This is a genomic window from Stenomitos rutilans, assembly GCF_059505485.1.
The window spans coordinates 43,289-68,309 of sequence record NZ_JCACKR010000027.1; the positions used below are offsets into that span (position 1 = coordinate 43,289).

Annotated in this window: 20 protein-coding genes; 9 read left to right on the forward strand and 11 right to left on the reverse strand. The window is 51.4% G+C overall.

Annotated elements, in window-relative coordinates; all coding sequences use genetic code 11:
- The first annotated feature begins 174 nt into the window (after nt 1-174).
- Nucleotides 175-1,011, forward strand: coding sequence for a type IV pilin-like G/H family protein (locus AC5JLP_RS03435; RefSeq protein ID WP_496066502.1), 837 nt, complete (start codon nt 175-177; stop codon nt 1,009-1,011).
- 170 nt (nt 1,012-1,181) lie between these two features.
- Here AC5JLP_RS03435 and AC5JLP_RS03440 read toward each other — a convergent pair whose 3' ends face one another.
- Nucleotides 1,182-2,030, reverse strand: coding sequence for a hypothetical protein (locus tag AC5JLP_RS03440; RefSeq protein ID WP_496066503.1), 849 nt, complete (start codon nt 2,028-2,030; stop codon nt 1,182-1,184).
- Between the two features lie 60 nt (nt 2,031-2,090).
- Nucleotides 2,091-2,687 carry a DUF1517 domain-containing protein gene (locus AC5JLP_RS03445; RefSeq protein ID WP_496066504.1) on the reverse strand — a complete coding sequence of 199 codons (597 nt, stop codon included), beginning with the start codon at nt 2,685-2,687 and terminating at the stop codon, nt 2,091-2,093.
- 248 nt (nt 2,688-2,935) lie between these two features.
- Between AC5JLP_RS03445 and AC5JLP_RS03450 the strand changes: the two genes are divergently transcribed.
- The 4 genes from AC5JLP_RS03450 (at nt 2,936) to AC5JLP_RS03465 (ending at nt 7,105) form a co-directional block, all read left to right on the forward strand.
- Complete coding sequence (locus AC5JLP_RS03450; RefSeq protein WP_496066562.1) at nt 2,936-4,099, forward strand: GuaB3 family IMP dehydrogenase-related protein; 1,164 nt, start codon at nt 2,936-2,938, stop codon at nt 4,097-4,099.
- A gap of 662 nt (nt 4,100-4,761) precedes the next feature.
- On the forward strand, nt 4,762-5,085 hold the full coding sequence (gene trxA / locus AC5JLP_RS03455; RefSeq protein WP_496066505.1) for a thioredoxin: 324 nt from the start codon (nt 4,762-4,764) through the stop codon (nt 5,083-5,085).
- A 238-nt stretch (nt 5,086-5,323) separates the two neighbouring features.
- Complete coding sequence (locus AC5JLP_RS03460) at nt 5,324-6,388, forward strand: LOG family protein (RefSeq protein WP_496066506.1); 1,065 nt, start codon at nt 5,324-5,326, stop codon at nt 6,386-6,388.
- A gap of 117 nt (nt 6,389-6,505) precedes the next feature.
- Nucleotides 6,506-7,105 carry a hypothetical protein gene (locus AC5JLP_RS03465; protein ID WP_496066507.1) on the forward strand — a complete coding sequence of 200 codons (600 nt, stop codon included), beginning with the start codon at nt 6,506-6,508 and terminating at the stop codon, nt 7,103-7,105.
- Between the two features lie 120 nt (nt 7,106-7,225).
- On the opposite strand, the gene AC5JLP_RS03470 is transcribed toward AC5JLP_RS03465, so the two are convergent.
- Together AC5JLP_RS03470 and AC5JLP_RS03475 are read right to left on the reverse strand one after the other, a co-directional pair.
- A complete protein-coding gene (locus AC5JLP_RS03470) occupies nt 7,226-7,981 on the reverse strand; it encodes a DUF6816 family protein (RefSeq protein WP_496066508.1) in 756 nt (251 codons plus the stop codon).
- A 213-nt stretch (nt 7,982-8,194) separates the two neighbouring features.
- Nucleotides 8,195-8,734 (reverse strand): hypothetical protein, encoded by a 540-nt coding sequence (locus AC5JLP_RS03475; RefSeq protein WP_496066509.1) that lies wholly within the window; start codon nt 8,732-8,734, stop codon nt 8,195-8,197.
- Nucleotides 8,735-9,058: 324 nt separating this feature from the next.
- Here AC5JLP_RS03475 and AC5JLP_RS03480 point away from each other — a divergent pair, with 324 nt between their 5' ends.
- The 4 genes from AC5JLP_RS03480 to AC5JLP_RS03495 all read left to right on the forward strand — a co-directional run bounded on the left by AC5JLP_RS03480 (nt 9,059) and on the right by AC5JLP_RS03495 (nt 14,586).
- On the forward strand, nt 9,059-9,664 hold the full coding sequence (locus AC5JLP_RS03480; protein ID WP_496066510.1) for an exopolysaccharide biosynthesis protein: 606 nt from the start codon (nt 9,059-9,061) through the stop codon (nt 9,662-9,664).
- A gap of 103 nt (nt 9,665-9,767) precedes the next feature.
- The gene (locus AC5JLP_RS03485) at nt 9,768-11,366 is read left to right on the forward strand and encodes an AAA-like domain-containing protein (protein ID WP_496066511.1); all 1,599 of its coding nucleotides are present in this window, start codon (nt 9,768-9,770) and stop codon (nt 11,364-11,366) included.
- A gap of 809 nt (nt 11,367-12,175) precedes the next feature.
- Entirely contained in the window at nt 12,176-14,227 is a 2,052-nt protein-coding gene (locus tag AC5JLP_RS03490; protein ID WP_496066512.1) for an AAA-like domain-containing protein, read from the forward strand.
- A gap of 152 nt (nt 14,228-14,379) precedes the next feature.
- Nucleotides 14,380-14,586: a hypothetical protein gene (locus tag AC5JLP_RS03495; protein ID WP_496066513.1), complete on the forward strand. Its 207-nt coding sequence runs from the start codon at nt 14,380-14,382 to the stop codon at nt 14,584-14,586.
- Here AC5JLP_RS03495 and AC5JLP_RS03500 read toward each other — a convergent pair.
- The 7 genes from AC5JLP_RS03500 to hpnI (AC5JLP_RS03530) form a co-directional block, all read right to left on the reverse strand.
- A complete protein-coding gene (locus AC5JLP_RS03500; protein WP_496066514.1) occupies nt 14,561-16,171 on the reverse strand; it encodes an MDR family MFS transporter in 1,611 nt (536 codons plus the stop codon). The two genes, AC5JLP_RS03495 and AC5JLP_RS03500, sit on opposite strands and share 26 nt — an antisense overlap.
- A gap of 96 nt (nt 16,172-16,267) precedes the next feature.
- Nucleotides 16,268-17,617 carry an HlyD family secretion protein gene (locus AC5JLP_RS03505; protein WP_496066515.1) on the reverse strand — a complete coding sequence of 450 codons (1,350 nt, stop codon included), beginning with the start codon at nt 17,615-17,617 and terminating at the stop codon, nt 16,268-16,270.
- A gap of 593 nt (nt 17,618-18,210) precedes the next feature.
- The gene (gene hpnI / locus AC5JLP_RS03510) at nt 18,211-19,464 is read right to left on the reverse strand and encodes a bacteriohopanetetrol glucosamine biosynthesis glycosyltransferase HpnI (RefSeq protein WP_496066516.1); all 1,254 of its coding nucleotides are present in this window, start codon (nt 19,462-19,464) and stop codon (nt 18,211-18,213) included.
- Between the two features lie 20 nt (nt 19,465-19,484).
- Complete coding sequence (gene hpnK / locus AC5JLP_RS03515; protein ID WP_496066517.1) at nt 19,485-20,366, reverse strand: hopanoid biosynthesis-associated protein HpnK; 882 nt, start codon at nt 20,364-20,366, stop codon at nt 19,485-19,487.
- Between the two features lie 266 nt (nt 20,367-20,632).
- Entirely contained in the window at nt 20,633-22,114 is a 1,482-nt protein-coding gene (gene hpnJ, locus AC5JLP_RS03520; RefSeq protein ID WP_496066518.1) for a hopanoid biosynthesis associated radical SAM protein HpnJ, read from the reverse strand.
- Nucleotides 22,115-22,255: 141 nt separating this feature from the next.
- Entirely contained in the window at nt 22,256-23,119 is an 864-nt protein-coding gene (locus AC5JLP_RS03525; RefSeq protein WP_496066519.1) for a ferritin-like domain-containing protein, read from the reverse strand.
- A gap of 130 nt (nt 23,120-23,249) precedes the next feature.
- Nucleotides 23,250-24,467 (reverse strand): bacteriohopanetetrol glucosamine biosynthesis glycosyltransferase HpnI, encoded by a 1,218-nt coding sequence (gene hpnI / locus AC5JLP_RS03530; RefSeq protein WP_496066520.1) that lies wholly within the window; start codon nt 24,465-24,467, stop codon nt 23,250-23,252.
- Between the last annotated feature and the right edge of the window lie 554 nt (nt 24,468-25,021).

A 25,021-nucleotide genomic window follows, 5' to 3' on the forward strand; every position in this document is an offset into this window, starting at 1 on the left:
CAGAAAAGTTTTTGGTTGTTAGAAGCTGGCAGAAGGCAGAGGGTGGGAGGTAGAAGGTAGAAGGCTAAAGAAGTTGTTAGTTGTTGGTTTTTAGAAGAAAGCTGATAGCTGACTGCTATTCAAAACTCAAAACTATTCATCTCAAACGACTTTGCAAAGGTAGAATCGCTAGATATGAAGATTTTTTGGATTCATGCCTCTTTAGTGGCGATCGTGATGGCATTGGCGGCTTGCAGCACGTCTCGTCCAACGTCATCGCCACCAGAACTCGTCATAGAAAGCCCCATTGTTGGTAGCCCATCACCTACACCAACCGTGACGGGCGATCCGTTTGTCAAAGGCGTGGACAAGGCTGCCAGTGCCACCAGTCTGGCTCAGTCTGCCCAAACGCCAGAAGACTGGAACCTGGTGCTGACCCAATGGCAACGCGCGATCGCGTTTATGAAAGCCGTCCCTACTTCTAGCCCCAATCACGCCGCCGCCCAAAAGTTGCTACCCAGCTATCAGCAAGCACTGGCACGCGTTCAGCAACAAGCGAAACGAGGGGGGACACAGACGGCTGTTGCTGCCAAAGGAGGTAGTGCTGAAGATGGCACACCGCTCATTGCAGGGGGGCAACCGTCCGCAAACCCCGATACGGCAAAAGATACTGCAACCACTGCCATTGCTACGGTCAAAGCCTTGCTTCAGCAGCAAACTGAGTTTTTTGCCAAACAGAAACGTTATGCCCCAACGCTTGCAGAATTGGGGAGCAGCATTCCTGCCGACACCCCAAATTACGCTTACAGCACTGATGTGTTGCCGTCAAAGCAAGCGATCGCGATCGCGACAGCAAAACAAGATGGCTTACCAAGCTACGCAGGTGTCACACTTTTGGTCAAAGATGATAAAAACAACGACACGCCGATCACAACGATCTGCGTTACTAGCAAACCATCCAAAACGCCTCCTGCAATACCCCAACTAGTCGATAAAGACATTCAGTGCCCATCGGGAGCGACCAAAGTGTAGGAGAGGACAAAAGGTAGAAGGCAACTACTGACAAACACCAATAAGAAGGTATATGTTTACTGAAAAGCGGTTAGAACCACACAGCTTCACAGTTAGCCTTGTATCGGCTCCACAGGGCTGACAGCCGACCGCTAAAACTAAGCTACCTACCAAAAGTTAGCGGCTCAGAGTTACCGTCTTCTGCCAAAGCTGCGCGATCGCGAACCACTCCCAAAGCCGCTGCTAGGACTCCGGTAGCTACCAGTCGAACGATTGGAACGACGTAGCGTGCTGTTGCCATACCCAGAACCCGTCGAGCGATCGTACTGTCCTGTGTTGCGCGATCGAGCGGCACTAGAGGTTGGCGTTCTAAGCTGTCCCGTTGTTCGTAACTGACGATTTCGCACTTCTGCTGGAGGTGCTTGATAGCGGCTTTGATAGCTATTAACCGCCTGGTTGTAAGAGGTGCCATACCCCCCGTAGCCAGCCAAAGGCACACCTGGTTGGTAGATCGGCGGTACATAATACTGCGGTCTAAACAGCAGACTACCTAACGCCTGCCCTGCCAATGCCCCCGCAAACGGAGTCCAGAAATTAGATTCTTGACGGACTACAACCGTTTCTTGGCGACCTGTTTGCGAATTGGTCTGCGTTTCCGTCACGTTATGGACGTATTCAATCTTAAAGTCTTCAGTCAAATAGAGCGACGGCTGACCGTTTTCCACTTTGAGGTAGCTCTTCTTGCCAGCCGAAACCTCTTCATTCGTCAGACGCGCCATCGGTAGATTCGTTGCGCGAAAAACAGATGATTCCCCAGGTTTCGTGTTGAGTAGAACGACGTTATATTCGCCACCGTCGTCATTGTAGGTTGCCTGCTGAACAGGGTATTGCCCATCGGAGAGGCGAGTTTGGGCAACCGTGCGAGTTTGGGCAGTCTGCGTTTGTCCTTCATCTGGTTGGTCAGCGATCGGATTACCACAACCAACGGAAGTCCAGAGCAGCGTCAACGCCATTGAGTAAAGCAAAAATTTACGTAGCATAGGTCAGTGAATAGGTTCGATTCGGTGAATGAATGGGCCGTAAGCCAGGTTGTAAGCAAATTAAAGCGGAATCAGTTCTGGAAAGGCGACTAGTACTTGATCATCTGTCAACTCGTCGCCCAACTGAGCTGGGGAGAAGTGCACCTGCACAGCCCGCAGTTTTTCCTGGTAGTGCAGATTGATCATGGCCTTGAGTCCGGCTTTCAATGCACCCATGCTAGCGAGATCCGTTTCCAGTTCGGGGACTTCTCCTTCGTAGGCGATCGTCAGCATTACAACCAGATGCCGGGTGGTAGGCAAGGTCAGCGGCTCGTTATCTGGTGTGTCTAAAGCGGGCGCACTGCGATAGCGCTGAGCCGAATCCGTAAATAGCTCCGTCACAAAGTCGCCCGCATCGCCTTCTTCCCAAAACACATCGCCTTCGTTTGCTGCCGCTTGCCAGTAAGTGTCATATTGCAGCAGGCTCTGGCAAATCTCCACCAGTCCTTCTCCCAAAACGTTCATATCGCCCTCACTGTCCACTGCATCACGGCCAGTACTATTGAGTACACCTAACAGTGCAGCGACCTCCTCCCCTGCTAAATGCACAAAGAGACGACAGACAACAAAGCGGGTTTTGCCGCTAAACTGATTCAGGCGATCGCGCCATGCATTCATAGCTCATGTCCTTTCATGGAAATTACAGCCACTCAATCAAACACTGTCTGTCCTAAGTTTACGGTAGGCACTTACTGACACGATATTATCTACCTCTGGTCTAGCCTACGTTTCGGTCTGCACCAGGTTCGGATTACTGCCCATTGCGTTACGGTCGAGGTGGGGAGCAGGGGAAGCAGGTAGGGTTGAAAATGCGCCAATCCCTTTCGCAATTTGATACCCTAACGTAAATAGACATGGGAAGAACGGTGGACATTCAAATTGGCAGGGGCAAAACCGCCCGTCGGGCATACGGTATTGATGAGATTGCGCTCGTTCCTGGACAGCGAACGCTTGACCCAAAGCTGGCAGATACCCACTGGCAAATTGGTGGCATTGAGCGCGAAATCCCCATCATTGCCAGCGCAATGGATGGTGTCGTCGATGTAGGTATGGCAGTGCGGCTATCGGAGTTGGGTGCGTTGGGCGTGCTCAATCTAGAAGGGATTCAGACCCGGTATGTTGATCCTAACCCGGTGCTCGATCGCATTGCCTCTGTAGGCAAAAGCGAATTCGTGACCTTGATGCAAGAGCTATATGCTGAACCCATCAAGCCAGAACTCATTGAACAGCGCATTCAAGAAATTAAGCAGCAGGGTGGGATTGCGGCTGTAAGCGCGACGCCGATCGCCGCCACAAAATACGGTGCAACGGTTGCTAAAGCTGGGGCAGATCTATTTTTTATCCAGGCGACTGTGGTTTCAACAGCACACCTATCGCCAGAGTCCGTTACGCCGCTAGACCTTGCTCACTTCTGCCAGGAAATGCCAATTCCCGTTATTCTGGGGAACTGTGTCACCTATGAAGTCGCCTTAAATCTCATGAAAGCGGGTGCAGCAGGAGTGCTTGTAGGCATTGGGCCAGGAGCCGCCTGCACCTCACGCGGGGTTTTGGGTGTAGGAGTGCCACAGGCAACGGCGATCGCAGATTGTGCGGCGGCTCGTGAGGATTATTATCAAGAAACCGGTAACTACGTGCCCGTGATTGCGGATGGTGGCCTTATCACAGGCGGTGACATCTGTAAGTGCATCGCCTGTGGTGCAGACGGTGTCATGATTGGCTCTCCCTTTGCGAGAGCGCAAGAAGCGCCTGGGCAGGGCTTTCACTGGGGCATGGCAACGCCAAGCCCTGTCCTACCTCGTGGTACCCGCATTCGCGTTGACACAACCGGGACGCTGGAGCAAATCCTACGGGGGCCAGCACAGTTAGATGATGGCACGCACAACCTTTTAGGTGCGCTACAAACCAGCATGGGCACCCTGGGAGCGAAGGATATTAAGGAGATGCAGCACGTTGAAGTAGTGATTGCACCCTCTTTACTAACGGAAGGAAAAGTCTACCAAAAAGCTCAACAGCTTGGTATGGGCAAGTAAGCAGCGAAGAGCTGTGCTCTGAGGCAGCTTGTTTGTAGCTGCTTTTCTACCTGCAATATCTATCTCAAGAAAGGCAATGTTGCATGATGTGATCAAATTCTTAAGACTTTTTCCTTACTGCTTAAGAATAGATGGAAAAAAATAAAGGGTCGTCTACAATAAAGGGAGCGGAGACGCATGTTTCCGTTCACTCCTCACACCACACTCCGCCTAAACGTTTGTTTGGGCGGTTCCTTTTTATGGGTCTTTTGTATGGGATTTTCGGCAAGAGCACCCTAAGCTGGCACTGGAGCTGCAATCAGGTGAGTGAGGAACGAGACTTCTGTTGGCACCTTAATACAGGCAACACGACTAAAGGCGACACGCCTACAGCGATGCTTAGCTTACTGAATGGTTTCAAGCGATCGCTCTTACCGCTCAGGGTCAACAACCATTGCTTCACTAAGATGCTACAACGTCATCCTACTGCTGGATCGACTGAAAAGTCAAAACTACGGTCTTGTGTCCTTTGGCTGCTGAGGCAAGAATCAGCATGAGCTAGAGAACGCTCTATTCATTGAAAACATCAAAAATTATGTCTAAAGATTGGCATCGTTGCCTCTAAGGTGCCAATTGTCGCTATGGTAGAATCTTGTGAAACGATATAGGCAAGGGTTCCAAGCATGTCAGCAGCCGCACAAGTTACGGATTCTACTTTTAAACAAGAAGTTCTTGAAAGCGATGTGCCAGTTTTAGTAGATTTTTGGGCTCCCTGGTGCGGTCCCTGTCGCATGGTGGCACCGATCGTTGATGAAATCGCTGCACAGTACGACGGTCAGGTAAAGGTGGTTAAGCTCAATACTGATGAGAATCCTAGTGTCGCCAGCCAATACGGCATTCGCAGTATTCCAACGCTGATGATCTTTAAGGCTGGGCAGCGCGTTGACATGGTGGTTGGTGCAGTGCCCAAAACAACCTTATCAAACACGCTGGAAAAATATCTATAGCTGGAACCAGGCTGGAAGATGGCGTTGAAGCGTGTCAGCGAAGAGTTGATGCTTGAACGCTGCTTATTAAATTAGCATTCTAACTCTGCTGCATCGCCAGAGTTTGCAGCCGCTGCGAATTACCTAAAACGCAAACAAACGCCTCAGAAACATAACTTCTGGGGCGTTTTCAGTTTATTTGCTGAACGAGGTGAGCGGTTATCTCGATAAAATAGAGTGCTAGCTGTTGGAGGAATGCATGGCTTCATCTCCGTCATCAAACCCATCCGAGTCACTGCATGGGGATGTGTTTCATTTGCTCGATCGCTTACCAAATTTAAAGCATGGGGAACTCATCCAGCTTGCTCTAGCAACAATTGTCAGGATGGCCGAGGATGACATTGACCGCTTAGACTGGAAAATCTGCAATGCGTCGCTACAGGACATGGAACGGGCTTTTAAGACGTTCTACCCTTATCGGCACGTGCGAAAAATTGCAATTTTTGGTTCTGCTCGCATTGCACCTGAAACAGAAGAGTATGCCCTGGCAGTGGAATTTGCACGTCGTGTAGCAGAGCAAGGGTTTATGGTGATTACGGGTGCGGGTGGCGGCATCATGCAAGCAGGCAATGAAGGTGCAGGACGTGAAAAGTCCTTTGGCTTAAACATTCAGCTTCCCTTTGAGCAGGGTGCAAACCCGTTTATTGAGGGCGATGGCAAGCTCGTTCCGTTCAAATACTTTTTCACCCGTAAACTGTTTTTCTTGCGCGAAAGCGATGCGTTGGCACTGTTTCCGGGTGGATTTGGCACGCAGGATGAAGCGTTTGAATGCATTACGTTGAGTCAAACAGGGAAATCGTCGCCTGTACCGCTCGTTCTCATTGATAAACCGGGTGGTAACTACTGGCATGATTGGAACGACTACATCCACAAACAACTGCTAAAACGCGGCTTGATTAGCCCCGATGATCCCAGTCTCTATACCATTACCGATCGACTTGATGTGGCATGCGAGGCGATCGCCAGCTTTTATCGTGTTTTCCACTCCTGCCGTTATGTAGGCAACCGACTCGTCATTCGGCTGAACCTAGAGCCTACAGATGCTGACGTTGAGCGCTTGAACGCCACCTTTAGCGACATTCTAGTCAAAGGACGAATCGAAAAAAGTCAGCCTTTGCCTCATGAGACCCTGGCAACCGAGGGCCTATCCACGCTGAGCATGTACTTTAATCAACGCGACTTAGGGCGCTTGTATCAACTCATTGCCACCATTAACCAGTTCGGCGCATCGACTGAAGAGGCAAAGCATCCAGAGCGGAAATAGGCGCAGATTCCAGGCCTGAACGGCAAGCACGGCAAGAATGTGGTTAAAACTGCTACATCCATGCGAAAAGTTGGCTATTCTAGGGGCTAGAGAACAGTTGATGAACAAGCCTCTGCTATGCTTTCACAAATTGTGCGTCCGATGGTTCAAACCCAAATCAGGCTATTGGCAAATAGTCGCGCTACCCGTCCTACAATGGTCTCGACTGTTGCGCAATGGCTGGGCTTTCTGGGCGTTCGTGCTCAGGTAACACAACTGAATGCAGGTGCTGGCAAAATCCACATTTCAATCTCTGTGGATAAACCCGAAGCATGCGATACCCATGATTGGCAGCAAATTCTCCGCAACCTGGATGTGTCTGAAACGGAAGCCGATGCTGTTGTTACCAATCCCGCAGAGTTTACACCACAGCAGAAAAGCAAGATGCAACGGCTACTGGCGTATCTGATTCAGGTTGGCAATCCTGATCAATCAGTTGATTGGGAAAGCCTCCAACCTCAATTGCAAGCGTTCGGGTTGCCTGAGGAGACAATCCTTGGGATTCGATCGGCCTTAAAAGTGCCCCAATCACTCGAAGACCTCCTAGAAGGACTCGATTCCGATGTGGCTGCTGTCGCCCTGCCTAAAGCAGTGAGCATCGCCATGCTCGATCGTGCCGTTAACCCCTCTGAAGATCAGGCGTTGATGTCTCTGCTGAAAGCGATGAAGCATCAGTGAAGGTAGAAGGGTGTGTGCGGCTGGGAAGCAAGGGGAGCGGAGGAAGCAGAGGCAGTCTCCAATTTTCAGTCAAGCTCTGTCCATGTGCTGTTCATTGTTTCACTGGTGACTGGTCAAACCTCAAAACTGATTTCCCTCTTCGCGGGTAAACTCCAAGCGATAGCGATACAAAGCGACTGGACGATCGACCGCTTTAAAGTACTCTGGGTCTTGCGGCGAGAGATAAATGGCAGTCACCTGATCGGCTGTGATGGTTGGCTTTTCGGTTGAGGCATCCTGGGCTGCAAGGTGCTGGTAAGCGGTTGTTGTCTCAACCTGGTTCAGGTAAGGATTGGGCACACCGCGAAAGACTTGCTGAAAAAGCTCGGTGGTGAGAAAGCGATCGGGAGCGGGCGTTTCAATAGCGCGGGCAGTGATGACAGAAATCAACTGCCGTCCACCTTGCAGTAGCGTCATCTGACGGTTGGGCGATCGAGGATCGACCGTCACAGCTAGCACACTGTCACCCAGATAGGCTTTTGCAAGGTTTAACCCGTTAAAGGCGCGATCGGACACCACAGGATCTTTAATCAGTCCCTTCAGCGGCAGTAAGGACAGAAACTCACGCTTTATCGACAAGTGACTGGAGGGGACAAACCGAACTTTACAGGCGATCGGCTGATTGAGGTACTGCTGGTTGCTGTCAAACCCTGGCGTCACCACATCCGGTGCCAGGGGGGCTGCAAGTTCAACCAGAGTGCTAGTCATTGTCCAAGAGCCTGCTAACCAATCGGGGTACTCCAAGTCGCCATTGGCGGGCTGCACAGCAGGCTTATTGTCCCACTTTGGGAAGGTCGCAAGGCGATCGTCAAGCAGACCCGCATTGACCGCACTCATAGAGACCAACCAACAAAGCAGCACACACCAGAAAAGGCGCAAACATACCTGAAGGGAAGGGGTAACGCCTTTGAATCGTTTCCAGCTTGTGGTCATGCTGCCTACTGATGCGGTTACCCTCAATCGTATCAACGGACGGCAGCGCTTCACCAGGGTTTAGAGGGTCAAGTCACCCAGATCTCTTAGAAAAGACCTGAGCTTGATTTAGCTGCGCTAGCTTTGAGCACGATCGTCGTCAAGGAACGGGCGAGGGTGCGATCGCCATGAGTAGGGATACTCCTGCAAGCCAAAGCGCGCAGCTTCTAGCTCCTGTGTGTCTTGGGCAAAGACATCAAGCTGCATAAGCCATTGCTGCCAGAACGAAGGAAATTTGATGGATTCTTTTGCAACGTCTAATAACTCTAAGGCTTGTACATGTAATGTGACGGTCTGAGCATCCTGCACGCTTTCTTGTTGCAATAAGATTCTTGCATTTAAGACCATGCGTTGCTTAAACTCTGTTGCTGGTAATTTGGCACAGGTCGAGCAGACATCGCCTTGTAAGAGACCATTGTCCTGGTACAGCAGCGAACGGATCGGCGCAACATGAAACACTTGCTGACAAACCGTGCAGCGAAGGTTGTCTCGGCAAGGATAAAGCTTACGTTCTAGTTGAATCTTCATAGTGACGATGGCTGGTGCTGAAAGGGCAATTAAAGTGCGCCACAACTCAACGCTAGCTGATAGATCCTGTACAGATTTGGGCTTTTTCATAATTCTCAATGTTAAGAAATTGATCACACCCGGTTGAAGCTCGAAGAGGCGATACTGCGTCAAAAGCTTCGCGACACAAGTGATCTCCAACTTTGGCTTGTTCAGTAGCTTGTTAAAAATAAGCAACAAAAATCGATCGGATGAGCAGGGATCATCCGTAGGTTGGGATGTCAACTCGGATTAGGATCGGTTAGTCTGGCGAGTGAAGCCGAGCAGACCTCGTCAATCTTTGGTGACAATGTTTGATGTCAATGCCTTCTGTGTTTGGTTGTGCCTCTCTTTGACACACTCGTTCAGCGATCGTACTCAACTGTCACCTGCGCCATGAATCTAAGATTTTCGCAAGATTTAGAAGCACTGCTAACGCAACTGGCAGAGAAACCCCTGACGCTAGGCGACATTTTGACAGGAACCTCCGAACGAGGCTTTAGCCTTGTGATCGGGTTGCTTGCTCTACCGTTTCTGTTACCGATGCCACCGGGCTTTGCAGGCCCACTGGGTTTAGGTTGCCTCATTTTAGGGGCGCAGATGGCAGTCGGACGGCGATCGCCCTGGTTACCCAGACGCATTGCACAATTTCAGTTTCCCAATTGGCTTGTGTTGAACCTACTGGGCCTGCTCCGCCGAGTGACTGGACTCATCGAGAAACTCGTTCGCCCCCGGTTACGGCAGCTGGCTGAAAGTTCTCACATCTGGCAGCTTAATGGGCTTTGTATTGCCTGGCTGGCGTTTTTGCTCATGCTCCCCATCCCCTTTACCAATCCCATTCCGACTGCTGGAATCTTGCTATTGGCGATCGCCACGTTAGAGGCCGATGGGTTGTTGATGTGCATTGCCTATGGTATGACGATCGCCATCACGCTTGCCGTTGCAGGCATTGGCTACGTACTCTGGCAATCACCAGGCTTTTTTCAAGATCTGTTGGGGTAATGCGAGGGCATCAGAAACGACCCGATCGCCTTATCCTTTTTGCATAAAGTTAATGTAGATTGAGGGCATCGCTGCCTCCAATCCATCCGTGCCACATTCACACATGCCTGGTCTATCTGTTGATGCACCGTCTACTCAACCCAAGCCTACAGAGCCACGATCATCAGACGAGGCACCGCGACGGATTTTCATTAGCTATAAGCGCGGTGTGGAGCCAGACGAGCCGATCGCGCTGCAACTCTTCCATACTCTGAGTCAGCACCATCAGGTGTTTATCGACCAGACAATGACGGTGGGCACCCGGTGGGCGGAGCGCATTGAGGCAGAAATTCGGCAGTCAGACTTTTTGATTTCGTTGCTGTCAGCGCAATCGGTTCACAGTGAAATGGTGCTGGGCGAGATTGAGACGGCTCATCACCTCTCGAAGAAGCAGGCAGGCAAGCCCATCATTCTACCGATTCGGCTTGCTTACCGTGAGCCATTTGTGTATCCGCTGAGTGCGTACCTGAATGGCATTAACTGGGCGTTCTGGGAGAATGAGACCGATACACCACGACTCTTGCAGGAATTGATGCAGGCGATCGCGGGTAATAGCCTGTCGCTCGGTACTGAGGACTCAAAAGCAAAGCTGCTACAAATCGGTGAACCGGATGCCATGCCGCCGCCGCTGCCCTCGGCTCAGTTGGCAGCGCTAGAAATGCCAGAGGGAACCATGAACCCAGAGTCGCGGTTTTATGTGGAGCGTCCGACCGATGCGATCGCCCTCAGCACGATTCAGCAAACAGGAAAGGGCGTGACTATTACCATCAAAGGCCCCCGGCAGATGGGCAAGAGTTCGCTGCTGGTGCGGACGATCGATGCCGCCGTTAACGCTGGGAAACGGGTGGCGTTTCTGGACTTTCAACTCTTTGATAAAACGGCGTTGACCCATCCAGAGCCATTCTTTCGCCAATTCTGCGCCTGGTTAACGGATGAGTTAGAGATGGACAGCCAGGTGGAAGAGTATTGGGCGATGCCGTTGGGCAACAGTCAGCGCTGTACGCGCTACATGCAGCGCTATCTGCTGAAGGAACTGGGCAGCCCGCTGGTGCTGGCGATGGATGAGGTGGAATCGGTCTTTGATACCGACTTTCGATCGGACTTTTTCAGTATGCTGCGGAGCTGGCACAATAGCCGTGCCACATCCTCCATTTGGCGGCAGCTTGATCTGACTCTGGTGACTTCCACCGAACCTTACCAGTTGATTGAAAACCTGAACCAGTCGCCCTTTAACGTGGGGTTGGTCATTGACCTGATAGACTTCACCACCGACCAGATGGCATCCCTGAACCAGCGGCACGGTTCACCGTTTAACCGAGAGCAAGCGCAACAACTGATGCGGCTCCTGAACGGACACCCCTATTTAGTGCGACGGGCGCTGTACTTGACCGCCAGCCAGCAGCTTTCGGTGGCGGATTTGTTTGCCAGGGCGATCGACGATCGCGGCCCCTTTGGCGATCACCTGCGCTACCACCTGTTTCGGATGCACGACAAAAAAGCGCTGGTGCAGGGCTTTGTGCAGGTGATTAAGAACAATGTTTGTCAGGATGAGCAGGTGTTTTTCCGTCTACGAGGGGCTGGATTAGTGCGGCGGGAGGGGCAGACGGTGTTACCGAGGTGTCAGTTGTATGCAGATTACTTTCGAGAGCATTTGAGGGGGTGAGGGGAAAGGATGATGGATGATGGATGATGGCGGCTGTTTTGTTCTAGAGAGCGAGTATAATTGGCAACGGATTGTAGCGGATGAAGCGGATAAATGATCTGTGAGTAGCGAATGAAGACATCTGCTTCATCCGTTTGCTATCTATTGCCAGCGTTCTATCAGCAGGGCAAGTGGCCCACCCAACTCCTCTCAGGGATGAAGTTCAAAGGCCTGTTAGTAAGTACTAAAGACTCAGGGGTGAGTATTAAAGATAGGACTTACGCAAAAGCGGTCATCTTTCGCCCCCTAGCCCCCAACTTTGGGGGAACCGTCTCAATCAAAGCCCCAAAAATTGGGGGTTTGGGGGCAAATGCGTAAGTCCTAAAAGACTCATTCACGAGATTCAAAGACTCGCCGGCGAGTAGTAAAGGTTCAGCAGTGAGGTTCAAAGACTCATTCATGAGGTTCAAAGACTCGTTGTCGAGTATCAAAGACTCGTCGGCGAGTAGTAAACACTCATTCACGAGTAGTAAACACTCACGCACGAGTATCAAAGACTCATGCACGAGTAGTAGAGGCTCGTCGATGAGTAGTAAAGACTCGTCGATGAGGTTCAAAGACTCATTCACGAGGTTCAAATCGGACTGATGCAGGACTGATGCAAACCTTGGAGGGTTTGATCAAGCGTCAAGCATCTGACCAATGTCGTCGCTGAAACCTCCGAGGTTTTGGTCGAAACCGGGTTTCTGGCTGTAATCTGATTGCAACAGGGGAGACTCGTAGAAAAACCCAGTTTCCAGCGATCGGCAGGCGTGGATGAGGAGAAAAGCATGACAGGCACAACCATCTACACGGTAGGCGGCACGGTGCAGGCGGGGGGTGGGGTCTATTTGCCCCGTCGCGCCGATGAGGAACTGTTGGCGCTGTGTCGATCGGGCACGTTTGCGTATGTCCTCACGCCACGCCAGATGGGGAAGTCGAGCCTGATGGTGCAGACAGCGGAGACGCTAGCCGAGGAGGGCATTCGCTCTGCCGTTGTGGATCTTCAGGATTTGGGCGCACAGGTGACGGCAGAGCAGTGGTACTTTGGCTTTTTGGTGAAGCTGGAAGACCAACTAATGCTGGACACGGACGTGGTGAGCTGGTGGCGCGATCGTGAACACCTGGGCGTGTCGCAACGGTTAACGTCTTTTTTTGAAGCGGTGCTGCTGACCGAGATCCCAGAGCGCATCGTCATCTTTGTGGATGAGATCGACACTACCCTTAGCCTCGACTTTACCGACGATTTTTTCACCGCTATCCGGTATCTCTACCTCGCCCGTGCCCATAAACCTGTCTTTCAGCGGCTCTCGTTTGTGCTGGTCGGGGTTGCCACACCGGGCGACCTGATCCACGACCCCAAGCGCACCCCCTTTAACATTGGGCAGCGGGTAGACCTGACCGATTTTACCCAGACGGAAGCCCTGCCCCTGGCGGATGGCTTTGGGCTATCCGCAGACCAGGCAACCCAGGTGTTGGGCTGGGTGATGCAGTGGACAGGAGGACACCCCTACCTGACGCAGCGCCTGTGTCGTGCCCTGGTGGATGCGGGGCAGTTGTACTGGACAAAGGAAGAGGTCGATCGCGTCGTTGGCAGCACGTTCCTGGGTGCAATGTGTGAGCAAGACAGCAACATGCAGTTTGTGCGCGACATGCTGACGAGGCGGGCAGATGATGTGTACGGCGTATTGACCACCTACCGCGAGGTGTGGCGCGGGCGACAACCTGTGCCGGATGAGGAGCAATCGCTCAATAAATCGCACCTGAAGCTATCGGGCGTGGTGAAGCGAGCCGATGGGGCGCTGACCGTGCGGAACCCCATTTACGGGGAGGTGTTTGATGACCAGTGGGTGAAAAGCCACTTGCCTGTCAACTGGATGAAGCGGATTCAACGCGCTCGTGGCATAGCAGCGGCGTTAGCAGCTTTGTTGGTGTCTATTCCTCTAACTGTCTATGCATTGTCGCAAGCAAACGAAGCCACACAGCAGCGCGAGATTGCTCAGAAAAATGCTGATACAGCAACTCGCAACGAGAAAGAAGCGCGGCGACAGGCTCAGTTCGCTCAAGTGAGTGAACAGGAAGCGAAAAAGCAAGCATTGTTAGCCAAACAGAATGAGCAGATCGCTAAGCGTCAAACAGCACTGGCTAAGCGGCAGACGGCACTGGCTGAAAGAAGTCGACTACAGGCAGAACGGGCACGTCAGATTGCCAATCGGCTGCGACAGAAAGCAGAGGTCGCCCGCATCGGTGAAGCGGAGCAGCGGGAAAAAGCGGTCGCTGCGCAGCAAATTGCGGAACAGAAAGGGCGAGAAGCACTCATAGCGAAAGCCCTTGTGGAAAAACAAAAGGCTAATACTGAAGTGACGGCTCAGAGCCTGAATGCCGAAAAGCTCCTCACCTCGAATTTTGAACTGGATGCGCTCACGGAGGGTGTGAAAGTTGGACGTAAATTAAAGGAACTGGGTAACGATGCAAAAGCCGATGCCCGCACGCAGGGGGTTGCCACCCTGAGACAAATCGTTTACGCCATGCGAGAGCACAACCGACTGGCAGGCCATACCGATACGGTCAATGGCGTCAGCTTCAGCCCGGATGGCAAGACGCTCGCCTCCGCCAGTTCGGACAACACGGTGAAGCTGTGGAACCTGGATCTGGATGACTTAATGGCATGCGGCTGCGATTGGCTGCATGACTATCTCACCAATAACCCCAACGTCAGCGAGTCTGACCGTCATCTCTGCGACGGTGTTGGGCGCGTCAAAAAGGTCTCAGCCGTGCCGGAGCGAGAGGGTGGGTGGGGTGAGTGGGTGGCGCGGGAGTGGAGGAAGTTCGTTGGGGGGTAGGGTGTGGGGTGTGGGGTGCGATGCCTGCCTTAAACCTCCGAGGTTTTGGTCAACTGTGTAAGACTCAATAATCTACGTTTCATCACATTTTGCTCAGCCGATCGAAAAAAGGCGTTTAATAAAGGTATTGCAACTTCTCTGTCTTTAGAGCCATGACGATCGCGATCGCCCTTATTGCCTTGGGAGTGTTAACTCAAGTTATGGTGCTGGCAACCTCACGTGGCACACTGCCGCGCTTTACCAGCATGTGTAAAACTTGCGGGTACCAAATTCCACCGATGGAGCGCCCGCCCGCCTTCCACGATTGCCCAGAGTGCGAAAAGCTTTTCAGCCTTAGTGACCAGCTCCTCCGCCGCTAGGTTTCGCTTTTTTGAGAAAGAATACCAGCACAGCGCTGCCCACTAGCGCACAGCCCATAAAGAAAAAGCAATCGTTGAAGGCCATGACATTGGCTTCACGACGAACGATGTTGCCAATCTGCGCGATCGCCTGGTTTTGCGCGGTCACAGCATCCGCACCGTTTGTCGTGAAGAATTGGGTGAGTTGGTCAATGCGATCGCGTGTGATGGGATTGGAGAGCGACACCGCATCTACTAATCGATTGGAATGAAACTTCTCGCGTTGAGATTGAATCGTGCCCAAAATGGCGATCCCCACCGAACCACCCAAGTTACGCGACATGTTATAGAGTGCCGACGCAGAACCAATCTGTTTTGGTTCAATACCCGCCGTTGAAATGCTAGACAGTGGTGTAATCACCAACGGTTGCCCCAGTGCCCGCACAATCTGCGCCGGAATTAATTGGTCAATGCCCGTATCGTGTGTCATGTGAGAGTTCATAAAGCAACTGGTGCCAAACAGCCCCATCCCAACCGCCACCAGCAAGCGTAGATCAAACCGCTGCATCAGCTTGGGCACGAATGGTGTAATGAACAACTGCGGAATGCCTGACCACATGATGGTTTCGCCAATTTTCATCGCGTTGTAGCCCTGCACCTGCGCCAGATAGAGTGGCAGAATGAACGTCGAGCCATACAAGCCTAAACCTAACGCCAACGTCACGATAATCGATAAGCCAAAGTTGCGTCGTCCCACCAAGCGAAGATTTAATAACGGCTGTCTGCGCGTGAGCTGAATGACTACAAACAGCGGTAGCGCGATCGCTGCAATAATTGCTGCCCGCTGGATTTCAACCGACCCAAACCAGTCTTTACGGTTTCCTTCGTCCGCAAAAAACTCAAACGATGCAAACCCGATCGCCATCGTGAGAATGCCCCACCAATCGCCATTACGCAGCAGGTTAAGCTGCATCGGACGTTGGGGCAGTCCGTACCAAACGCCTGCAATTAAAAGCAATCCTGGAATGACGTTGAGATAGAAGATATATTCCCAACCATAGTTATCGGTCAGCCAACCACCCACTGTGGGGCCGATCGACGGCGCAAACGTGGCTGTAATTGAGAACATTGCCAGACCGATCGGCTGCTTTGACTTCGGTAACGTCATCAAAATGACGGTGAACGCCATTGGAATCAGCACACCACCCGTAAAGCCTTGTCCTGCGCGAAACGCTACCATCATGCCCAGGTTGACTGAAAACGCACATGCCACCGAAAACATCAGGAACAGCGTGGCATTTACCAGCAGATAGCGCCGCACTGAAAACACCTGCGATAACCATCCCGTCATGGGGATGACCACAATTTCAGCGACCAGATAGCCCGTTGAAATCCACGAACCCTCGTCGATCGTGGCACTCAAGGCACCCGTGATGTCATTCAATGACGCATTCGTGACCTGGATATCCAGCACCGCCATAAATGCGCCCAGCAAGGTTGCCATCACACCAACCCAATCTCGAAAAGAGATAGTACGCTCTGTAGCGCCTTGGGGTGAAGCATTTGGAGGGAGGGTAGAAGAGCGATCGGTACGAGTGCTGGTCATTGAGAATCGTTATTGATTGTTCGTTGTTGGAGATGGTAGGAGTTGGTCTTTAAAGGCCATTTTCATCCCTCATCCCTCACCCCTCATCCCTTCCGTTCACGGCGTTTCAACAGTCGCTATAACAGACATCCCAGGAGTAATACGAGTTTCATAGCCTCTGATACTGTCGGCATCAAAAACGATTTTGACGGGAATGCGCTGCACAATTTTAGTGAAATTGCCTGTGGCGTTATCGGGTGGCAGGAGGGCAAATCTAGCACCGGATGCAGGTGAGAGGCTATCCACTTTGCCTCTAAACACGCGGCCTGGGAAGGCATCAATTTTAATTGCAACCGCTTGTCCAGATTGCATCTTTCCTAATTGGGTCTCTTTAAAGTTAGCCGTAATCCACGGCAGCGGCTGGACTAGAGACATTAACGTTTGTCCAGGCTGCACGCGTTGCCCTACCTGCACCGTGCGATTGCCAATGCGTCCCACAAGGGGAGCCGTGATCGACGTGTAGGCTAATTGCAGCCGAGCATTTCTGAGTTGAGCGTCTGACTGGGCAACAGTGGCTAGTGCGGCCTGATATTGTCGGCGATTGACTTCTGTTTGCTTGCCGCTCGCATTGGCCTGCTGCAAACCACCCTGGGTGGAATTAAGTTTTGCTTGAGCGTTGTCGAGGTTTTTCTGTGCCTGCACTACTCTGGCTTGAGCTTGCCTAATTTGTTCAGCGATCGCGTTGTACTGTCCCTGCGTTGATTCATAGGTCGCTCTGGCTGTATCAAACTGCTCTTGAGCAACGGCACCCTCTCTAAGCAGCGTAGTGTAGCGCCTGTAGTCAAGCTCAGCCTTGACCAAATTGGCTTTCACTTGTGCCAGTTGGGCTTGAGCGGCTGGCACTCCTGCCTGTGCTTCTGCTAGCGACGCTTGTGATGTGGAGACGCTAGCAGCCGCTGCGTCAATGTTGCCCTGCGCCTGTGTGGTTAAGCCCTGCGCGTTGGTTGCGGTTACGCCAATATTCGCCTGCGCAACCTGCGCCTGCTGTTGAGCCACATCCAGGGCTGCTTTCGCTTGCTGCAAGGAAACATCGTAGTCACGGGGATCGAGCTTGACCAGCAATTGTCCTTGCTGCACCTGCTGGTTATCATTAACAGCAACTTCGGTTACGGTGCCGTTGATGCGAGCATTAATGGGATGCACATCAGCCGTGATGTAAGCATCGTCAGTTTCAGCATGAGTAGCGGCAAAGCGCCACCAGCGATAGCCGAAAACACTACCGATAATCAGGCCAACACCCAAGGCACCAAAGAGAACCCACTTTCGACGCGGATGCCGCTTAGGCGCTTTGGCTTCTGGTTTCGGTTGATCAGCAGCCGGACTGGTCGGAGTGGCTTCCCGATCGAGGACGGCAGGCTTCTGACCATCGAGTTCTTGAGCCTGGTTATCTGAGTTTATCGATTCCATACTAAGGGCACCACAAAAGAGGTAATCATGGTTGATCGCATAAGGACAAGCCGTTGAGCCTGAAGGAATGAACTGAGTGAATATCAGCAAAGCTGCGTTGAAGCGCTGACAATTGATTCAATTTCAGTCACCTCTCAAAGCCACTGTACTAGACACACTCTACTGTGATCATGACACTGAGGAGCGATCGTGCACATGTTGTGCAGGTTACACGGAACTGCAAGAGGCTTAGGGCACGTCATCAATTAAGCTTGGAAGCCTTGCAGTATCAGCCTTACCGCGCCCGCCCTCACAAACCAGGCTAGGGGCTGTAACCCTTGCTGCAAGTCATTTATATGGGTAATTGATGACAGCCCCTAGCACCTTAGCCATTCAAAATCGGTACATGTTGAACACCAATTACTTAGCACGCTAAGTATTAGTATAGTCTACACGCCTCCTGATCACCCATTACCTGGACAATACTGCTTCCTCAGAAAATGATCACGATGCTTCGGTACGCCTGGGTTCCTGGTGATAAGCGACGTTGATACCTAGAAACCCAAAGCCTCTTGGTTTTTGTGGGCATGCAAAAGTATTTGGCGATCCTCTTTTCACCGTTGAGAGGGGAGAGCCGTTGCTTCTGTTTGCGCTGCACTGAGATATGGAGCAGTTACATCGGCAGCATCTGTTTGTGATGAATCACTAGGCAGCGCTGAAGACCAACCAAGCAACTTGCCACTGGCGGTTAACGTCAGCGTATGCCCTCGCCACTCAATGCGATCGCCAGTGAAGCCATAGCACCACAGCGCGAAACGAACCAGATCACTCAGCGGCACCAGCCACAATAGCTTTTGAGCCGTGGGGTCGCGCAACACCTTAACGCTTACCCCCCACGCCATGAGCAGTCTGAATGCCAGGGTAAGACTTAACACCATCCAACTCAGTATGGAGCCGTGCATCGTCAGCAAGAAACAACCGCCAGCTACCGTGCCGAAGGTCAAAATTTGCCCCGCGTAGCCCCAGGGTTGAGAAAAGCGAATACCACGATTCCAGCGTGTTTGATGCTGCAAGAAGTCGGTTAACTGCGTGGCTGCTAACATATGATCCACCACGTAACGGGACAACACAACCCGATACCCTAGATGCGTGGGTATGCGCCCCAAGTGAAAATCATCGTGCAGGTAGTTCGCAACGGCTGAAAACCCGCCGATCGCAGCCAGCACTGATTTTTGCAGCACAATGGTGGCACCAATGCCAAAGGTCATGCCCATCAACAGGCGAGAAACGAATACCGTTGGAATCAGTTCTGTGGTAACGCCCAGAGCCTCAAGAGCTGCTATACGGCCTTGCGCTACCGAACGGTAGGTACAGGTGACGACTCCTACGGTCGGGTCGCGTAAGGGCTGCACCACTTGCATCAAATAATCGGAACCCACCTGAATGTCGCTATCGGCAATCAGCAAAAGGTCATGTTTAGCTTCTGTGACGGCATTTGCCAGGTTGCTAATTTTGCGGTTGAGGCCAATCGCACGATCGCTCACAACCAGACAAAGATCACAGGCAGGAAAGTCATGGATCAGTTGCTTGACGACAGCAATCACAGGGTCGGTTGGGTCTTGGATGCCAAAAATGATCTGGTAAGTTGGATAGTCCTGGCGACAAAAGGAGGCAAGATTTTCGTAGGTGTTGCGATCAAGTCCACAAAGGGGTTTCAGAATGCTAACAGGCGGATGAAAATCAAGATCAGTATCCGTCGATTCAGTTAAAAAAGCGATCGCGGCATACAGTGCAAGACAGTAATAAACGATGGCGCTTAAACAAAAGAGCAATGGTAAAAATGGAGCGTAATAGGTGATTCGCTCCATCTGCTTGAAGGCTGATAACACTATCTGCTAGTGACTCCTAAGTGGCGGTAATTAGTTAATTCAAAGCCCTGGTTGTGAATCACCGCGCGGACACGATCGCTCATGAGCGCGTCGCGTTCTGCCTGACCTAGCCCAAACGCTTCGTTCGCAGGTTCACCCGGTCTAGCAATGGCAGGATGGGCGTAGAGTTCCACCCGGTTGGCTTGAATTTGGGGAATAAGCTTCAGCAAATAGTCTTCTGTCATGCGACCGCTGTGCAACAAGCCATAGACGCGATCGACATATTGAATGCCGTGTGCCTGTAGCAATCGCTTTCCGTAAAGGCGCAGCCCCGCATAAACAAAGGACAATAGCCGTTTGATGACCCAATCTGAGGAGTCGGCGTTCAGCGCGATCGACGCTTCCTCATAGGGCAGGCGAATGAACCGAATCTTAAAGGCTTCTGCCAGATTCACGAGTTGGTGCAGTACCACTGGCTGAACGTGTACATGCACATGTCCATCTACATGAGAGAGCGGCAACCCAGTCTGATGGAACTTCTCTAGCTGTGCTTGAATTTCGAGCGGCAATTCTCGTCGGGCTGCACGGCTAAATTGGTAATACAGCCCTACTGTTTCTGGTTGGCTAGAAAAACGGCCCTGAGCATCAACCAGATGGGGAATTTGAGTTGGTGGCAGCACCGATCGCCCACACGCCAGCACCAGATGTAGTCCTACCGCCAGGGTAGGATGAGCCTCTGCTAAAGCCACAGCCTCCTCAAAGGCATCCCCTGTCACCATCAAACTGGTGCTGGTTAAGACGCCCCGTAGATGAGCGTCGATAATGGCTTGATTAGCGCCCGAAGAAAAGCCAAAATCATCTCCATTAATGATCAGTTGTCGCTGCTGACTCTGTGTTTCCATCGTTTTCCTCAGTCAGGATCTCCGCTTTTCTGTATGATCTGGAGATCGAAGTAGTGCTCAGGCTAGGACGGCCTGTTCGCAAACGGTCTAGCAGTAACCGCGATCGCTTAACGTCTTCACAACTGGAAAAAACACTGTGACACAGGTGTAGAACCGACAATAATATGGCCTCAATGCAAACGACTTCCGCTTCTAGTAGTCCGTCAAAATAGATTTGAGGGGTATACAAATGAAAACCCTCAAAACAGTAAAACAGTCTTGACACACTAGTTAGATTCCCCAGCAAGTGGCGTTACTTGCCCCGTCTTCACTAAGTCTCGCCGTCTAGCGCGGGTGATTAAGAACTCTTTGGCTTCTTTATAGAGGCGCTTGCGCTCATTTCCTTTAAACATGGCGTTCTTGATGATGCGATAAATCGGCTTGGGTCGGAAGTAGTATTCATCGTAAAAACGATGCACCCACTCCAGCATTTCGGCACCAGACAGGTGTGGGAAGTTTGCCATCGGCAACTGCTGACCCAGTTCATCCGACATCTTGGTGGTCATAATGATGCCTTGATCCTCGAACCATTCATACATCTCGGTGCCCGGATAGGCATGTGCAACGGACACTTGCAGAGTCTCAGGGTCCATCTCCTTGGCGTATTCAATGGTTTCGCGAATAGTCTCGCGGGTCTCGCCTGGCAGACCAATGATGAAATCTGCGTGCACCTTGATCCCAACTTTGTGGCAGTCTTTGGCAAACTCCAGGGAACGTTTTGCGGTAATCCCTTTTTTGATATTTTTGAGAATCTGCTCATTACCGGATTCAAACCCAACGATAAACAGACGGCAACCAGAATCCGCCAGAATCTTCAAAGTGTCGTAATCTAGATGCGATCGCGACGTGGAAGACCATTGAAAGTTTAAAGGTTTGAACGCCTTTGCCATTTCGACCATGCGCTTGGGGCTGTAGGTAAACGTATCGTCATCAAAAAAGATTTCCTGCAAGCCTTCCGGTTTAAAGGCATCCAACGCCCACTCGACTTCATTGCGGACATCTTCGACCGATCGCGTGCGCCATCGATGTCCGTCGAACGTCTGGGGCCAGAGGCAGAAAGTGCAAAGTGCTGGACAGCCCCGCGTGGAGTACATTGCCAGGTATGGATTCAGCAGGAACGGCACGTTGTATTTGGTAATATCCAGGTCGCGCTTCCAGATTTTGCTGACCCAGGGGAACCGATCGAGATCTTCTACGGGTGGTTCCGGTGCCGTTGAAACCATCTGATCGTCGCGTAGAAAATGCACACCCGGAATGGTATCCAGGGCTTCACCACTGGCAAAACGCGTCACCGCATAGTCAAATTCTTTGTGGGTGACGAAATCGATCGCGGTTGAGGCACGTAAGGCCACTTCAGGATGTGTGGTGACAGGCGGGCCGACAAAGGCAATCTTGAGGCTCGGCTTCAGTTCCTTCATCCGTTCCACAAGTGTGACGTCGTTTGTAAAGCCGACGTGTGAGGTGAACAGGATGACAAACTCGTAGTCGGCAGCAATGCGAACGGTCTCTTCTGGGCCAACGTGGTGAGGTGACGCATCCAACACTCGCGAATGGCCGCCAAGGTCGCGGATCATTCCCGCTGGATAGCCCAGCCAGACTGGATACCAGTAACTTTCGATCTCTCTCGTTGCAGGCCAGCGCGAACTGGCACCGCCGTCAAATTTTTCAAAGGATGGGGGATTGAGCAGCAGTGTTTTTAACAAGGTCATTACCCTCTCCTCTTTAGGTGTAGATGTGCTTTAAGTGTGGATGTGCTTTGAAGCGTGGATGTGCTTGAAGCGTAATGCAGCCATTAAAGATTGGCGGTGGTATTCAAGGCGTTTTTTGTTGGCACAAACAATCGATGTTGCTTAGGGCTTTGACGGACTCATTTGAGTGGTGTGCGTCGATCGCCGTTGGGGCAGTAGCTTTAGCACCTGTAGCGCGATCGCGGAGAGACGAGGAAAGAGTCGGGGTTGTAGCAGGCGATCGTCAAAGCGGCTCATCCGACGAGCATTCTCCTGCAAGCACATAGCAAACACTTTTTCAGGCGTCAGATTGTCGATAAAGTTGTTAGAAGACGCAGCTGTAAAACTCTCACCACTGCCACCCGCACCACCAAACGATTTAGCCAGGTGCAAGAGGGCGCGGCTGTAATGCCACGACGCATGCATGCCTCTAAACAGATCGGCTCCCTGCCCTGACTGAATTTGCTGGTAAGTAATCCAATTCACAAAAAAGACGATGTGTCGCGCTTCTTCATCCAGAATTGGCTCAAAGACGGTGAAGATGGACTCTGGGAAATAGCCTGTTTGACGAGCTAGGCCAAACATCCCAAAGGCAAAGAACGAATCAAGGCATTCGCCGAACCCAAAGTCTACAAACTCTTGCTCAGGATGAGCCGGAATTCTGGTAGGCGCAGGTTCTGTGATTTCAACACCGTAATGGTTAATCAAGAATTCCAGCAGCCTACCGTGGCGGCTTTCTTCCTGCGCTTGCAAGGCCACCGCCTGCTGAATCAAAGGATCTTTCACCGTTTCAGCAAAGGCACCCACCATCACGCCTGCCTGCCGCTCCGTTTCTAGAGCAACCCGCCAAAAGGGAATCCCCCGCAAACGGGCCAAAGCATCCTCATCCAACTTGGGCCAGTCAATGGTTTCCGGCTCATAGGTGAGATGACTGTCTAAAAACGATCGCGAAAATAGCTCCTTGTGGGCATCCGTTCCAAGTCCCATACGCCTCCTCCAAATCAATTAAACCCTGAGCAAAACGGTCAATTAAATCCTCAAGTCTGTTCTTTGCCTTTTATCTTTTATCTTTTGCCTTTTACCTTCTGCCTTCTGCCCTCTGCCTTCTCCCCTGCAATCAGCGAGGGCTAAGTTTAATGCTATTTGAGATACCAGAGGTCAGAACGACCAGTTCTCCCTTCTTCGTTAACCGAAACAATTGACTGCGCCAGCGGAAGGTGTTGCCCAGAAAGCCATAGGCCCACAGGGTAAAACTCAGCAGATCTCTCAGTGGAGATAGCCAAAACCAGGCTCTGGCGACGGGATCGTTCAGGCAACGAACCCCAACGATCCAGGCCATTGCGATTCTGGTTAACAGGGTAAGGCCCCACAGGAGCCAACTCAAGAACGCGCCTCCGGTCATTAGCAACAACACAGTACTGCCAAGCGTACCATAGGTGAAAATGAGTCCGGCATACCCCCAAGGGCGCGACACCCGAATGCCCACTAACCAACGGATTTGGCGCTGTAAGGCATTAATCACCGTATCGTTGCTCGGTAGTACATGATCAACGACATAGGATGACAACACGACCTGATAACCCGCTTGAGCCGGTAAATAACCTAACTGAAAATCATCTGCGAGGAAATTAGCGATCGCTTTAAATCCGCCAATTTCTTCTAAAACAGAGCGACGAATGACGATCGTCTGCCCCATCGCAAACTTGGTACCCTCCAGTTGATTACTCACCAGCACCCCAGGGTGAAATTCTGTCGGAGTGCTAAGGGATTCCAACGTCGTCACCCAACCCTGGGTAATCGAACGGTAGAGACAGGTGATCACTCCAACATCGGGCTTTTTCAGCGGTTGCACTACCTGTTGCAGGTAATCTGGCCTTACCCGCACATCACTGTCAGCGAGCAGCAAAACATCGTAACTGGCTCTAGGCAAAGCGCTGGCGAGATTATTCACCTTGCGGTTAGTGCCCAAAATGCGCTCACTCACAATCAGTTGAATGTCTACCTCTGGAAAGTCCTGAATGATTTGCTTGACGACCTCCAAGCTGGAATCATGCAAATCTTGCACGCCAAAAATAATTTGGTATTCAGGATAATCCTGACGGCAAAAGGAGGCAAGGTTAGCATACGTTTTATCATCCGACCCACAGATGGGTTTCAGAATACTCACTGGAGGATGAAAGCTGAGATCAACGTCAGTGTCCTGCTTTAAAAATTTGAAAGCAGCGTAGATAGCGTAGCCGTAGTAGCTAATGCCAGCTAAGCAGAGGCAGAATAAGGGCAAGAGTAAGTAAGGCGCGAATTCAACCCTGGCGATGGGAAATGCAGTTAGAAGCATTGAGAGAGACCAAAGAGAGTGTAGATACGCCATATGAAATGCAAGAAAGGAGAGAAAAGAAATGTTGACTGGCCTTCATCAGCTAAAACGGCTAAGCACTCGATCGATAGCCAGATAAGCGTATTCATTTACCTCTCTAACAACAAGTAAAAAACCATTAAAAATTTAGTAAATTAAACCAGCATCTTGACTTAAGTATTAATTAGCACATGTAAGTTGCAACGCACATAGCACCTTGGCGCTTAGCAAGCGCACTCTCATCAATCCCTGCTTAGCTGACAGATTTTTTGTTGTAGGTTGGGTTAAACGGCGTGAAAACCAACGCCAAGCTTGCTTTGGTTGGGCTACGCTAACGTTGACCTGACGACGAGGCTGCAAGGGTTTCCAGGCGTTTTATCAGTCATTTAGCATCCATCCATCCATCAGCCAATAAAGTACTTTTGATGACAGAAATGAGTGTTTCTAAGTACTTCAATGACACGCTCTATGAAGTATTTAGAGCCTCGATATGTCGCTACAACAAACTTTTTGTGGTGATTTTGTTACGGGCCTAA

Excerpts from the sequence above, each read along its gene's own strand:
- hpnK (WP_496066517.1), bottom strand. The coding sequence starts at position 20,366 with ATGGAAACACAGAGTCAGCAGCGACAACTGATCATTAATGGAGATGAT.
- AC5JLP_RS03440 (WP_496066503.1), bottom strand. The coding sequence starts at position 2,030 with ATGCTACGTAAATTTTTGCTTTACTCAATGGCGTTGACGCTGCTCTGG.
- AC5JLP_RS03460 (WP_496066506.1), top strand. The coding sequence starts at position 5,324 with ATGGCTTCATCTCCGTCATCAAACCCATCCGAGTCACTGCATGGGGAT.
- AC5JLP_RS03435 (WP_496066502.1), top strand. The coding sequence starts at position 175 with ATGAAGATTTTTTGGATTCATGCCTCTTTAGTGGCGATCGTGATGGCA.
- AC5JLP_RS03445 (WP_496066504.1), bottom strand. The coding sequence starts at position 2,687 with ATGAATGCATGGCGCGATCGCCTGAATCAGTTTAGCGGCAAAACCCGC.
- AC5JLP_RS03475 (WP_496066509.1), bottom strand. The coding sequence starts at position 8,734 with ATGAAAAAGCCCAAATCTGTACAGGATCTATCAGCTAGCGTTGAGTTG.
- hpnI (WP_496066520.1), bottom strand. The coding sequence starts at position 24,467 with ATGCTTCTAACTGCATTTCCCATCGCCAGGGTTGAATTCGCGCCTTAC.
- hpnI (WP_496066516.1), bottom strand. The coding sequence starts at position 19,464 with ATGGAGCGAATCACCTATTACGCTCCATTTTTACCATTGCTCTTTTGT.
- AC5JLP_RS03505 (WP_496066515.1), bottom strand. The coding sequence starts at position 17,617 with ATGGAATCGATAAACTCAGATAACCAGGCTCAAGAACTCGATGGTCAG.
- AC5JLP_RS03465 (WP_496066507.1), top strand. The coding sequence starts at position 6,506 with ATGCTTTCACAAATTGTGCGTCCGATGGTTCAAACCCAAATCAGGCTA.
- AC5JLP_RS03480 (WP_496066510.1), top strand. The coding sequence starts at position 9,059 with ATGAATCTAAGATTTTCGCAAGATTTAGAAGCACTGCTAACGCAACTG.
- AC5JLP_RS03490 (WP_496066512.1), top strand. The coding sequence starts at position 12,176 with ATGACAGGCACAACCATCTACACGGTAGGCGGCACGGTGCAGGCGGGG.
- AC5JLP_RS03500 (WP_496066514.1), bottom strand. The coding sequence starts at position 16,171 with ATGACCAGCACTCGTACCGATCGCTCTTCTACCCTCCCTCCAAATGCT.
- AC5JLP_RS03470 (WP_496066508.1), bottom strand. The coding sequence starts at position 7,981 with ATGAGTGCGGTCAATGCGGGTCTGCTTGACGATCGCCTTGCGACCTTC.
- trxA (WP_496066505.1), top strand. The coding sequence starts at position 4,762 with ATGTCAGCAGCCGCACAAGTTACGGATTCTACTTTTAAACAAGAAGTT.
- AC5JLP_RS03485 (WP_496066511.1), top strand. The coding sequence starts at position 9,768 with ATGCCTGGTCTATCTGTTGATGCACCGTCTACTCAACCCAAGCCTACA.
- AC5JLP_RS03525 (WP_496066519.1), bottom strand. The coding sequence starts at position 23,119 with ATGGGACTTGGAACGGATGCCCACAAGGAGCTATTTTCGCGATCGTTT.
- hpnJ (WP_496066518.1), bottom strand. The coding sequence starts at position 22,114 with ATGACCTTGTTAAAAACACTGCTGCTCAATCCCCCATCCTTTGAAAAA.
- AC5JLP_RS03495 (WP_496066513.1), top strand. The coding sequence starts at position 14,380 with ATGACGATCGCGATCGCCCTTATTGCCTTGGGAGTGTTAACTCAAGTT.